At 34.3% G+C, this 13864-nt stretch carries 11 protein-coding genes; 7 read left to right on the top strand and 4 right to left on the bottom strand.

The window, feature by feature from the left end; genetic code table 11:
- Positions 1-76 precede the first annotated feature (76 nt).
- The 5 genes from ACFS6I_RS06940 to ACFS6I_RS06920 all read left to right on the top strand — a co-directional run bounded on the left by ACFS6I_RS06940 (position 77) and on the right by ACFS6I_RS06920 (position 5140).
- Positions 77-763 carry a hypothetical protein gene (locus tag ACFS6I_RS06940; RefSeq protein ID WP_380919102.1) on the top strand — a complete coding sequence of 229 codons (687 nt, stop codon included), beginning with the start codon at positions 77-79 and terminating at the stop codon, positions 761-763.
- Positions 764-767: 4 nt separating this feature from the next.
- A complete protein-coding gene (locus ACFS6I_RS06935) occupies positions 768-2780 on the top strand; it encodes a hypothetical protein (RefSeq protein WP_132842548.1) in 2013 nt (670 codons plus the stop codon).
- A 6-nt stretch (positions 2781-2786) separates the two neighbouring features.
- Positions 2787-4052 carry a hypothetical protein gene (locus ACFS6I_RS06930; protein WP_380919100.1) on the top strand — a complete coding sequence of 422 codons (1266 nt, stop codon included), beginning with the start codon at positions 2787-2789 and terminating at the stop codon, positions 4050-4052.
- A 323-nt stretch (positions 4053-4375) separates the two neighbouring features.
- Positions 4376-4816: a MepB family protein gene (locus tag ACFS6I_RS06925; protein WP_380919098.1), complete on the top strand. Its 441-nt coding sequence runs from the start codon at positions 4376-4378 to the stop codon at positions 4814-4816.
- Between the two features lie 102 nt (positions 4817-4918).
- Complete coding sequence (locus ACFS6I_RS06920) at positions 4919-5140, top strand: hypothetical protein (RefSeq protein ID WP_380919096.1); 222 nt, start codon at positions 4919-4921, stop codon at positions 5138-5140.
- A gap of 82 nt (positions 5141-5222) precedes the next feature.
- On the opposite strand, the gene ACFS6I_RS06915 is transcribed toward ACFS6I_RS06920, so the two are convergent.
- A complete protein-coding gene (locus ACFS6I_RS06915; RefSeq protein WP_132842541.1) occupies positions 5223-7436 on the bottom strand; it encodes an NADP-dependent isocitrate dehydrogenase in 2214 nt (737 codons plus the stop codon).
- A gap of 245 nt (positions 7437-7681) precedes the next feature.
- Positions 7682-8326 carry an NAD(P)H-binding protein gene (locus tag ACFS6I_RS06910; RefSeq protein WP_380919094.1) on the bottom strand — a complete coding sequence of 215 codons (645 nt, stop codon included), beginning with the start codon at positions 8324-8326 and terminating at the stop codon, positions 7682-7684.
- A 130-nt stretch (positions 8327-8456) separates the two neighbouring features.
- Between ACFS6I_RS06910 and ACFS6I_RS06905 the strand changes: the two genes are divergently transcribed.
- Positions 8457-9296 (top strand): aldo/keto reductase, encoded by an 840-nt coding sequence (locus tag ACFS6I_RS06905; protein ID WP_132842537.1) that lies wholly within the window; start codon positions 8457-8459, stop codon positions 9294-9296.
- Between the two features lie 128 nt (positions 9297-9424).
- A complete protein-coding gene (locus tag ACFS6I_RS06900; RefSeq protein WP_132773561.1) occupies positions 9425-9697 on the top strand; it encodes a hypothetical protein in 273 nt (90 codons plus the stop codon).
- 159 nt (positions 9698-9856) lie between these two features.
- Here the strand turns inward: ACFS6I_RS06900 and ACFS6I_RS06895 are convergent, their stop codons facing one another.
- Both ACFS6I_RS06895 and ACFS6I_RS06890 read right to left on the bottom strand, forming a co-directional pair.
- The gene (locus ACFS6I_RS06895) at positions 9857-11749 is read right to left on the bottom strand and encodes a DUF3857 domain-containing protein (protein WP_380919092.1); all 1893 of its coding nucleotides are present in this window, start codon (positions 11747-11749) and stop codon (positions 9857-9859) included.
- Positions 11749-13752: a DUF3857 domain-containing protein gene (locus tag ACFS6I_RS06890; protein ID WP_380919090.1), complete on the bottom strand. Its 2004-nt coding sequence runs from the start codon at positions 13750-13752 to the stop codon at positions 11749-11751. Before ACFS6I_RS06890 ends, ACFS6I_RS06895 begins: the two co-directional genes overlap by 1 nt.
- Positions 13753-13864 lie beyond the last annotated feature (112 nt).

Below are 13864 nucleotides of genomic sequence, written 5' to 3'. Positions count from 1 at the left end.
AAAGAAAATCTGATGCCTTACGATGATGGCACGGTAATTAGCAGGAATAATAGCAAATCCTTTAAAACAATAAAAAATGATAAAACTTAAGCCGTTTTCGCGATTAATAATCTTAATCTGCTGTTGCAGTTTATTGACAAGTTGCTTTGACTTTATCGAAGATATCAATCTAAATGCCAATGGTTCTGGCAGTATTAAAGCTACACTCAACCTTAGTAAAAGTAGTACTAAAGTAGCCTCTCTGATGAAATTAAAAAGTGTAAATGGCATTCAAATTCCGACAAAAGAGAAGATAAAGAGTGAAACCGAGGACATGATCCGTATTTTAAAAAATACCCCAGGTATAAGTCAGGTGCAATATAATTTAGATTTTAACAATTATATTGCAACTGTCTCCTGCAATTTCGCTTCCGTAAATGCTCTGAATAATTTTAGTAAAGCGCTTGGAACTCATTTTAAAAGTGCCCTCGGTAATAATAATAATTATTCCTACGATGCTAAAACTGGAACCTTTACCAGAACATATACACACTCTCCTACTTTAAGTAAAGAGTATGCCCGTATATCTGAAACTGACCGCAAATATTTTAATGATGCCTTTTACACACAGATTATACGTTTTGATAAAACGGTCAAATCACAAAAACATGCTTCAGCAAAAATATCCAGTTCTGCAAAAGCTGTTCTACTTAAGTTAAAGGCAACAGATCTTGCTAGTGGCAAAGTTTCATTAGCCAATACCATCACTTTAAATAACAAATAACTACATGAATATTAAATTCTTACCCTTGTTAGCATTATCTGCTTTTGCAGGAATGGAGGCTACAGCTCAAGAACTGACCAGCAAAATACCGGCTCATGCCGACTTTGTTGTTTCTATTAATAATAAAGCTATCGTAGAACAAAGTTCTATGGAACTGCTAAACGAAACACTAACTAAACTAGGTGCATTTGAACAGGCCAAAAACATGGATTTTCCAATCAAAAACCTAAAAGAGCTGGATTTTAATCTAGATAAACAGGCTTATGTTTACCGTGCAAATACCGATAGTTTACACTACATTGGAATTTTACTTCCCCTGAAAGCAAACCATCAGGTTAAACAACATATGTTTTCACAATATGAAGTTCTTCCAATATATAATGGATATGAAAGAAGAGTTTCAAAAGATGGTAAAACACAGGTTGCCTGGAATTCAGAAACAATGTTTATTCTCACAGGTGATGTACACAGTCAATACTTTCAAATGAAAGATGTAGCAGACCGTTACGGCTTAGATCTTGGCTCTTATGCGACGGACACCTGGACCTATAATGAAGCATTAGGTGATGCGGCAACCGCAGCTACGGCTGCTGCTGAAGAAGCTGTGGAGGCTATGGAAGAAGAAACTTTTGAGAGTGAAGAGGAAATTTTACCTGATACCGTGAACGTATTAGAAGAAATAAGCGAAGCTGAAATGGAGGCCGTTGAAGCTGTTGTTGATTCGACTATAGCCATATCCGCAGATCAATGGGATGATTCAGTAGACACAGTAGAGGCTTACGATTTGGAGTCGGACTCACTTTATCTTCTAAATCAAGCTCGAGAAGCTAAAAATGATTCTATTAAAAATAAATTATTTGGAACATGGCTTGCAAATGACTTTAATGGCTACTTAGATCCTAAGAGCAACATGGCAAACAATAAAGCGATCAAATTAACAGATAACAAACATCTGATTCGTCTGTGGGTGCCCAATGTAGATAAATTATATCAAGGTGCATTGCCTTATGATGTGTTAAAATTGGCCTATGGTATTGATATGGATAAATTTAAATATGGATATGAGGAAGGTACATTTGATTTAATCCAGGATCAGCATACGATTAAGTTTACTGGAACTTTGGGAGTCGATGCTGAAATGGCAAAGATTTTCAAACCGTTGTACAATGGTAAAATCAACAAGAAATTTGCAAAATATATCCCTGAAAACCATTTAGCATATGCTGCCGTAAATATTAATACGGAAGCTTATCTAAAACAACTGCCAGCCCTTGTGAATCGTTGGTATGCTCCCATTGCTGGCGAATATAGTGACGTTGTCACCATTGGCGCTACAGCTTTAGAAATTGCACTAGATGAGAAAGCAATCGGTAAAGTGATGAAAGGTGACCATGCTTTTTTCTTAAATGATCTTCAAAAGGTTAATAAAGAGTATGTAACCTATGAGTATGATGATGATTACAATTACAAAGAAATTACGAAAATGAAAGATGAGTACGTACCTAATTTCTTATGGATGTTTACTTCTCAAGATCAAAGATTGTATAAACGTACACTTGACTTCGCTGTAAAAAAACAAGAAGTAACTTTGGAAAATGGTATCTACAAAATTGCTGAGCAGAAAAATATAAAACCAATCTATATCCTTTTCAAGGAAGATCTTGTATTTGTGGGTAGTGATGTAGAACAATTAACTTCTATTGAACAAAACCGTTTTAAAGGTACTAAAAATGCAAAAGTGAAAAAGGATTTACTTGCTAACCCATTCAATTTGGTTGTTCACGCGAATGCTATTCCTGAAGTAGTCCATAAACTAGAAGTACCAGTAACTGCTTCATTGCAACAAACAATGAAAGACCTATCGACTTACGGCGATATTCAATTAAGAGGAAGTACGTTAAAAAATCGTCAATTCTCTGGTGAACTTTCTATAGAATTGCCAAAAGAGGATAAAAATGCATTACAGTATATTTTAAAACATATCATGCAGAACATGGATAGTAAAATCGCTAATTAATTATACATGAAAAGGATTACAATCATCATCTGCTCGCTATTACTTATACTTATATCATTCCTATGGGTGACTTATACTGTCCGTAAAAATAGGATTGAAAAACAATATGTCGGTCAATCAAGTACCGGTATTCTCTCCATTGCTGTTGATGATTTACTGTTGGATAATGTATCTCAGTTCTTGAGCTTTGATACCCGTTCTACAGGAATAGAAGGTGGTGAAGACTTGATAAAAAAAATCGTATGGAATTCAGGAATATCTATTCCAGCCCGTCTGTTTTTATTTAGTACTGATACACAGAAAAATCAATTCTGCGGAATATTAGCTGTATCGAACTATGATGATTGTTTTTCTTTTTTTGCAAACCAATATCCGAAGGCAATTAATTTTGTAGATAAAAAACAAGGTATTGTCAGTGTTAATATAGCAAAACATATTAAAGTACTGTTTGATCATAATCATCTTGTTTATTCGATTGGACTTGATCCTAATTCGGATTTTAATGAGCTCCATGCACTGTTAAAAAATCAAGATGCATGGGTACAGGTCGGTTCTTTTAAAGGCTTTGAACATGCTTTGACCAAAAAACATATTGGTTATGCCCTAAAAGACAAAAGTTTAATGGCTGAAGCTACTGTTACGAAACATAAGACAGACATTACTGGACAGTGGTTGTTATCTGAAAGTATAGAACAGAACCTTCAGGTAAGAAAGATAGATACAGCTAATCAAATTGTTACCTTATGGAGTTTATTGTCTCTAAATGATCTTCCTTTGTTATCCCAGATTATGAGCAAGTATACAGGATTCAATCAGGAACAGTTAAAGAAGAATTATGCTAATTATTTGGATTTAGAGATTAAAACCGATAGTGTCATCCAAAAAGATACCTCGATTGCATATGCATATGATGATGATTTTAATGCTACAGAAGAAATAAAAGTAACAGAGATTGCTGTTCCTTATATTGTACATACCTGGAAATATAACGAGCCATTAGCTGCGTCCCTTCCTGGTAAAATGTTTTATCAATTTCATAAAGCACATATCGATTCATACTTGTTAAATACAACTTCTGAACGATCTCCTGATCGGATTCAAAATGAAAGAACTCAACACCCTTTTTACTTCTTTATTGATTTTAATGCATGGCCGGAAAAGTGGACAATATATCCGTTTAGTAAATTAAAACAGAGCAAAGTCAGCGCTACAATGACAACTACTCTTATGGATAAAAACAAACTTGCTATAAAGGGAGAAATCACCTACTAGTACTCGTAGTCATATTTGGTTTCATGAAAACAGACAGTACTTAAAAAATACTGTCTGTTTTTTGTTATATCTAAGGTTATATACTATGCTAATATCACTCGCTTTAAAAAGATCTGCACAAGTCTCTTTATATTTGCAACAATACAAGTTTTAACAAAGTTTGAAACTGCTTACCATGTTCAAGCAATTCTTCAAATGCATAATCCATTTCATATAAATAAGCTTTTTAAATTATTATATACATCACATTGCAAGATATTACCCTTACCCCTACGGAGATTCAGCTCATCAATACATTTATTTTTCAGCCCTGTGGATTAACAATGGTACATAGAAAATATGAACGAGAAAGTCAAGAATATGATGCTCAAAATTTTGATCTAGACCATTTGAAAATTAAGTATAGGAAAGCCAAGATAACACCTAAAAAGATTGGTCAATTCGTTACCTTATGGTATAGGGATGCAGCTGGAATTACGACTCCGTATGCAGGTAGTAACCCTATTGATTTTTATATAATAGCTACCCGAAAAGATAATGGTGTTGGATTGTTTATATTTCCTAGAAGCATTCTGTTAAAACATGGTATCTTGAGAGGTGAATGTAAAGCTGGTAAACGAGGTTTTAGAGTCTATCCAAATTGGGATATCGCCGAGAATAAACAGGCTAAACAAACACAACTTTGGCAAAAATTATACTTTATAGAGATTCTTGCAGGTGAAGAGGTTGACTTAAAAAAAGCTAAACAACTATTAACCTTATGATGGGGTAATTTTAAAAAATTATTTTCAAGATTCTAATCTATTGTACTTTTCATTTATTTTATGTAAATTGTAAATACCAATTACAGACATAATCGAATCATTATGCATCCATTTCGAAATAAAAATAGAAATCATTCCATTATGAATGAAAATAAGGATTCTAAAAAACCAAATGCTCATCCTTTTGTGAGGTCTAATTTTCATTTACTCGACAAGGATACAAAATCGCATAATATGCTAAAAATCCAACAAGTACCTATTGTTAATGAAGAGACCTTAGAACAGGTTATATTCGAAATGAATTTAATGAAGAACAAAAATTAGTATTCCATAATACTTTATAATTTTTATAAATAAAAAGGCTCCATTCATCATGAATGGAGCCTTTTTATTTATAAAATCACGACTATAAAGAAGCGATTGCATTATTTAATGTTTGCGAAGGACGCATAGCGGCTGTAGCCAAATCATCATTGGGGAAATAATAACCACCAATGTTTTGTGCTTTACCTTGAGCACCTATCAACTCTTCGTTGATCTTAGCCTCATTTTCAGCTAATGATTTAGCTAAAGGTGCAAACTTCGCTGCTAGTACGCTATCCTTTGTTTGTGCAGCTAAAGCTTCAGCCCAATAAGCTGTCAAATAGTAGTGAGAACCACGGTTATCGATTTGACCTACTTTACGTGCTGGAGATTTATCATTCGCTAAGAATTTTTCTGTTGCCACATCCAATGCTTCTGCCAAAACTAATGCCTGCGCATTATTCTGTGTTTGTGACAAATGCTCTAAAGATGCTCCTAAAGCTAAAAACTCACCTAGAGAATCCCAACGTAAATAACCTTCTTGTAAGAATTGTTCAACATGTTTTGGAGCAGAACCACCAGCACCTGTTTCAAATAAACCTCCACCATTCATTAAAGGAACGATAGAAAGCATTTTTGCAGATGTACCAACTTCTAAAATAGGAAATAAATCTGTTAAATAATCACGTAATACGTTACCCGTTACAGAAATTGTATCTAATCCTTCGCGGATACGGTCTAAAGAAAATTTAGTTGCCTCAACAGGATTCATAACAAAAATATCTAATCCATTTGTATCAAAATCACCTAAATATTTCTCAACTTTTTTGATGATTTCTCTATCATGGGCACGATTTTCATCTAACCAGAACACTGCAGGTGTAGCCGATAAGCGCGCGCGGTTAACCGCCAATTTTACCCAGTCTTGAATAGGTGCATCTTTAGTTTGACACATCCGGAAGATATCACCAGTTTCAACTCTTTGTTCCATCAAAACATTTCCATTTGCATCTACTACACGGATCGAACCGTTTTCTGATGCCTGGAAAGTTTTATCATGTGAACCATATTCTTCAGCTTTTTGAGCCATTAAACCCACGTTGGGAACAGAACCCATAGTTGTAGGGTCTAATGCGCCATTTTCTTTACAATCTTCAATAGTTGCTTCATACACTCCTGCATAAGAACGATCTGGAATAATAGCGATGGTATCTTGCGATTTTCCTTCTTTATTCCACATCTGTCCCGAAGTACGGATCATCGCTGGCATAGATGCATCAACGATCACATCTGAAGGCACATGTAAGTTCGTAATACCTTTATCAGAGTTTACCATTGCTAAATCTGGACCATTCGCGATAGCGGCTTCAATAGCTGCTTTAACTTCTGCCTCTTGCGGATTACCCGATATTTTTGCAAATACTTCTCCTAAACCATTATTTTTATTGATACCTAAAGAGTTGAATAATTCACCATATTTAGCAAATACATCTTTAAAATAAACCTCTACGATAGCACCAAAAATAATAGGATCTGATACTTTCATCATCGTTGCTTTTAAATGAGCAGATAATAAAACACCTTCAGCTTTAGCCGCAGCAATTGTATCTGCAACAAAACCTTTTAATGCATTTAAGCTCATTACTGATGAATCAATTACTTCACCTGCCTTTAATGGAGATAAACCTTTTAATTCTGTAGCAGTACCCGCTGCATTAACAAATTCAATTTTGAACTGTCCTGCGTTTTCTACTGTTACTGATTGCTCAGTCTCATAAAAATCACCGTGAGACATGGACGCTACGCGTGTCTTAGAATCTGCTGACCAAGCACCCATTGAATGCGGGTTTGCTTTAGCATAATTCTTAACAGCTTTTGGCGCACGGCGGTCAGAGTTTCCTTCACGTAAAACTGGATTTACAGCTGAACCTAATACTTTTGCATACTTTGCCTTAATCTCAGTTTCTGCTGCAGTTTCTGGATTGTCAGGGAAATTTGGTATCGCATAACCTGCTGCCTGCAATTCAGCAATTGCTCCTTTTAATTGCGGAATGGAAGCTGAAATATTTGGTAATTTGATGATATTAGCTTCTGGAGTTGTTGCCAACTGCCCTAATTCAGCTAAAGCATCAGCTACTTTCTGATCTGCGCTTAATACATCTGAAAAGTTTGCTAAAATACGACCTGCAAGAGAAATATCTCTTAATTCAACATCGATATCAGCTGTTTTGGCGAATGCTTGTACAATAGGTAAGAATGAGTAAGTCGCCAACAATGGCGCTTCATCTGTCTTGGTGTAAATGATTTTAGATGACATAATTTTTTTATTGAAATCTTTTAATTTGCTTAAACAAAATTGAAATTCAAAACGAACGCTGAGGCTGATTCAAAATTCGCCTAAAGATAGGAAATTGAAATTTAAATCGCTACAAAAGGTTGAATTATGACGGTTAAAAGTAAAATGTTGGCATGACTGGATTAAACACAATTATATTTGTCTATTACCTTTCTTTTCAGATGCATGTGCACTTATATCCTATACGCACTACAGCCTACATCTAATTACTTAGTTAGTGCCCTCATTTCTTTTAATGAAATTACTTGAACGTTTGATCCATATGAAAAAACACTTTCTATCATTGCTTGAGCGAGCTGATGCGTTTTAATAGGCGCATAATGCCGAAAAAAACCTAATGAATTAAAAAAAGTAATTGCTTTCAGTCCGACCTTTTCTCCAAATCGATTTGAATTAGGTCTTTCTATAAAGCCTGGTTGCAATATCATAAGGTGTTTAAACCCAATTTTTTTGATTGCTTCTTCTAAACTTCCTTTCATACGATTATAGAAAATACTGGATTTTGCATCTGCTCCTATTGCTGATAATAGAACAAAATGGGATACCCCATTGTTGAAAGCTAGCTGTGCAAAATCCAGTGGATAATCGTAATCTATATGCCATTGTACATCTTTACTTCCTGCATCTTTTAAAGTTGTGCCAAGACATGAAAACGCAACTTCTCCTTTTATAACTTGGTGATAAGATGATAATTTGTCAAAATCGACAATAATTTCCTCTAACTTATCCTGTTCTTCAAAATAAGCTTTACGTACTAATACACGGACTTTAGTGAAGCGTACATCTTCTAATAATAGCCTAACCAGTTCTCTTCCTGTAGCTCCACTTCCTCCAATAACAATTGCTTCCATGTATTAAATATAATGATTCGTTTCCATATTTCATTATGTTGTCAAATTCTCACTAAAATAAACGGAGGGACTGAGATTGCCTGTTAGAATCGTTAATTTTAGATTTATTATTTACAAATAACTTTAATACATGACTACATATACATTAAACAACGGGATTAAGATTCCTGCTATCGGTTTCGGAACCTGGCAAATCGAAGATGGTGCGCCTGCCTATAACGCGGTAGCTGAGGCATTAAATGCGGGTTATATTCATATCGATACTGCTGCCGTATATGGTAACGAAAAAAGCGTTGGAAAGGCCATTCAAGATAGTGGAATTGATCGTGATGATCTTTTTATTACGACAAAATTATGGAACGCGGACCGTGGATATGAAAACACATTAACTGCATTTGAAAAATCACTAGCTTTACTCAATTTAACTTATGTTGATTTATACCTTATTCATTGGCCGGCTAATGAAGCACAATTTGAAAATTGGGCAGAAATTAATGCTGATACCTGGAGAGCTTTTGAAAAATTATATGTTGATGGAAGAGTCAAAGCTATTGGTCTAAGTAATTTTCCTAAGAAATATGTTGAAACCCTTTTGAAAACAGTACAAATTAAACCAGCTGTCAATCAACTGGAATTTCACCCTGGGTATTTACAGGAAGAAACAGTTTCGTACTGTAAAGAAAACAACATTTTGGTACAAGCTTGGTCACCTCTTGGATCAGGTCGAATTCTTGACAATGAAGTATTGCTTTCGTTAGCGCAAAAGTATAACGTTAGTGTCGGCCAGATCTGCATTAAATTTGCACTACAGGAGGGTATTAATCCGTTACCAAAATCTACTAATCCGATCAATATCAAGGCAAATCTTGACCTATCAAATTTTGAATTGACTGCTGAAGATATAGCATCAATTAAAAATATGGGGGACTTAGGTTTTTCAGGACTCAACCCAGCAGAGGTGCCATTCTAAAAAAGAATTGTACTTAAAGTGCTACACGGGTCTTGTTTGTGTATAATTTACATCTGTACCAAGTTGACCAGGACTCTTAGTTAAGAATAAATTTTGTTGTAGAGATGTGATTGACTATGTTTGCATACATGTCTAATTCAGAAAAAAATCCATATCAACTGTTCAATAAAACCATCTGGTCAAATTGGAAAAATCAAGATGTTGTCTGCATAAAAGTGGAGGAATTATCACAGAGCAATGGAATTACATTCTTTGAGCTCATACCTGATTCTGAAATGCTTGATGCAGATAGTGAAACTTTGTATCCAATAGATTCGGAAGATGTCATGGATATGCTATTACCTAATGCACAAGTTAAATTTGTCGTACATGACATCTACATGGCGGATTTGGATGATTAATTATTATGATCGTGCATCAAAATTGATTAATAATCACAGACAACACTGGCTCAGATTATTTATTGATCACATATAAAACCAGGTATTTATATTAACAAAGCTGTAAGGATATCAAAGTTTCCTTACAGCTTTTTAATTTATTATATCAGTTTAAATAAATTATAACGTTTTTGTAATAACAGCTTTCTGCTTATCTGCCTGAACTATTTTTTTATAAAAATCAACATACTCACTGTATTTTTCTGGTGGATATATTTTATCATTCATTTTCTGAGTTCGGCTGTAGATAAGAAGACCATCTTTTTTCTCAAATGTCGCCGTGTAAATACCGAAATCTGATTCGATCAGAATATCTTTTGGAATAAAGTCTATCTGATAGCCTTGTGGCAATTCGAAAACGATCTCATCTTTATCTTCATACGCATAAGGAACGGAAAAAAATGTTTTTCGATCTGCAATCTTAATAGGTACAGCTTCCCTTCTATTCATTTGATTCAGTAACAGAAAATATTTATCACCACCCTTACTTAATAATGGTTTTGATTTAAATGATAACTCCTCTACTAACTCAGGTTTAGTTTTATCTTTTTGATCACATTTATAATAACCAAATGTTTCAATAGGAATATTGCTATTTTCTAATGCTCTTTTTTTCTGTTCACTTGGTTCTAAAACTGTTTTTCGTAAATTATCTTCAAATTGAGAATTACCATATGATGTGTTGATCAATACATCAATATCATTTTCATTGTTAAATTTAATTTTTGTTTTACTCACCTGATAGTTTTGTGAGGCATTATAAGCTGGCGTCTTTACAAGTTTTCCACCAGCTTCGGTCACTAACAGTACGTTTCTATTTGAATTTCCGTAACCAATAAATCCCATCGGATAATAAGGGCTCGTGCACTCCAGAAAGGTAGTGTCCTTCCCTATCGGTACAGCTAATATCATATGATTAGCCTGCCCGATACTTGAGTATTGAGCGTTTAAACTAGGTTTGCCATTTCCAATCATCACTAAATGTGAATTAATTCCCACTTCATTCAGCATCGCTTTCATAAAATTGGACAGCCCCTTACAATCACCATAATTAACTGTAGCTACTTTCTCGGCCAATACAGGTCTAAATCCGCCAATACCCAATTGCACACTGACATAACGCGTATTCTGTTGCAGATATTGATACAGGATGCGCATCTTTTCTTCTGGAGTCCGTGCTGCTTGTGTTAAGTCACGAATCTTAATTTTAAATGCTTCAGGTAATTGATTTCCACCTTCATTAAGCTTATAAATCCATTGTCCAAAATTATTCCAGTTATCAAAATTACCGGTGGAGCCATCATATTCAAATAAGTTCGGAGAGGCTTTAACCCAGGAACTTAGATTATCAATCCCTATAGCCATCGGTTCTTTAGCTAAAGCAGGTACTTGACTACTCTCCCATTTATAACGTATTTTACCTCCAATACTGGTAGAATCAACTTTCAACCCTGTACTCGAGAGGTATTTCATTTGATAATTTTTATCTTTTTGAATACAATAACTTGATTTTTCTACGGAAACACCAAAATCTTTTAGATCGCGCCACTGGGGAAAATAAAGTAATCCTTTAAAATCTTGGCTAAAACTATATTCAATGGTGTACGGATAACTATTACTTACAAATTTCAGACTCTTTAGCCTATTGTCCTCAAATATTGAAAAACCAGATATCAAGCTTTGATCTTTTATATCAGAGGATTTATATTCTTTAATCTTCTTACCGGTGGCATCATACAAAACAGCTTTTATATTATAAATAGTAGAAAACTTATCGTAAACTTCTTCCATTGCAGCAAAGTCATCACCTGCTTTGTTAAAAATGGTTGCAGTTATTTTATAATCATATTTTGCAGCATTGATACCTTTAATATCGAGGAACTGTTCTTCATTTCTAATAACAATAGTGGCATCTTTTTTAAGCGCTTCGTGGATATTTGCCACATCCCAATTTGTCTGTGCATTAGCGTGAGAAAAAAACAGCAATGCCATTAAACCCAATGTATACTTCATTATACCTTCTTTTTAAATACAATTTTTTCTGCTTGCTTCTCTACAATAGCGGCGAAAAGTTCTTTAAGATAGAAATACTCTTCTGAACTGTACATCGACTTATTGATATGAATAGCACTTTTTATTAGAAGTGTCTGGCCATCGATTAAATACGATATCGAAAAGGAGCCGACATCTTCAGGAAGTTTAAAAATGCCGCCCTTAGGAAGTTTATCAATCTGATAATCTTCAGGAAAATTAATGACTACACGGCAATTTTCAAGTATCGGATGAGCGAAATCTACAGGAAAAAGTCTTTCCTCATGTTTCAATGGATTTTCCTTTGTTCGTTCGAAAAGTAAAGGTGTGAAATAAACCAGATCTCCAGCTTCTTCCACATTATCTTCTATCTCAACATCCATCGTTTCAATCAATCGATCATCTAGACTATCCAGATTTAAGATCTTGAAGTTATTAAGCTCTAATCCCGTTTTATTTTTTTTCAGGTTCTTGATATAATCTTCTTCATTGATGGCAGTCCTGTAGCTGTTGCGAGCACTTAAACCGGCATATCCATTGAAATAATTGGTTACACTACCTTTTAATCGGTTTTCTTTATCTAACACGAGATTATACACATGCATGCTCTCATCTCCGAAAAGCGTTTCAGTGCTGATCCACCCACCACTTTTTTCACCAACATTGATCAAGAAACCCTCATGATTTAAATTTTGATAATTCATCATTCCAAATGGCATGTCCTTAACCGTTGCATCGAGAAAGTATGATTTGCCTCCAATTTCTACCGCAGCCACAACATTATCAAATTTACTTATGATTGGGTATCCTGGATGTTTCCCATTGGAACGTGTACTAATTAACACTGGATAAACACTGTAATTCGCTTCTTTCAGAAAGTTGATCAGCACCAAATTTAAATCGGCTGAATTTCCTGTTTTTTTCTCAAAAATTGTTTTGGGATTTGTTTCCGTACTATAAAAATTGTACTTCTCATTCCACTTAAGATTATCCTTAACATATTTAAAAATTGATTTCGCATTTGCCAAAGAATCGTTTTCAGCTTTAATGATAGATTTCAAATTATTTTTAGCGAAGCTTGTTTTCTCTATATAGCGTCCAAAATTTTCATCTTCTAGCAAAGAACTGATAATCTTTGGCCATGATCCTGTATAATCAACAAAAAACTGTCCAGGGAAATTGGTGGATCGAAGTTCAAAATCTATAGAAGGTCGATAATCATCTAGGCTTGAAATAAAAGGTTCGTCCTTCAAAGCGGGCATATTTTCTGCCACAAAGCGATCACGAATCGCAGCAGATTGAACACCGGAAACGTAACTTGCATTAACGGTTTCGTGCATAGGATGTGCAATATCATAATATCCATTTCTACTGAATTTATAATCAAAATACTCTGGAATAGTTACTGTAAATTCGGACCAACGGGTCGGAATTTCACTTTGGAAACTCCATCCGCGAAGATTAAAAATGAAATCCGATTTAATCTTATACTTATATTCAATTATAGATCCTTCTTTTACATTAGGTAGTGTAAATTTTTTCTGGATAACATTCTTATTTACTTCTTCCGTAAATTTTGAATCTTTATCAATTTTGTCTGTTTTCATGACACCATCCACCATATTATAGGTAGCTGCGCTCATATTATCTAACGTTTCCTTGGACTGTGAATTACTTTTATACAATCCAATAGTATGATTTGCGTAATCATACCCATTTTTATTAATGATTTTATAACGCACGTGTCTTTCATATACATAGACAAATGATTTTGAAGCAGGACTTAATTCAAAATAACAGTTACCGATGTCAAACAATTTAATGGCTGAAGCGGCAGAGTCTGCACCTGATGGCATAATTGAAAATTCTTCAGGTTGAATTTTGCCAAACTTATATTCGATTTTTTCTTTTTTTTGTGCAGAAACCTGATAGTGACTGATGGTAAATAACATCAGAAAAACTAATAATACTTTTTTATATGGCATTTTATTTATAATTGGTCATGCAAATATAAATAATAAAACGATATTTAATAGCTATTAAATATCGTTTTAAACTTAAATTGTTTCCTGAAAATATGAATAATATAACTACATA

This window comes from Sphingobacterium anhuiense (assembly GCF_042686355.1).
Taxonomy (GTDB): domain Bacteria; phylum Bacteroidota; class Bacteroidia; order Sphingobacteriales; family Sphingobacteriaceae; genus Sphingobacterium; species Sphingobacterium anhuiense.
The sequence above is the reverse complement of the archived record's forward strand: the minus strand, read 5'-3'. Positions and strand labels throughout refer to the sequence as shown.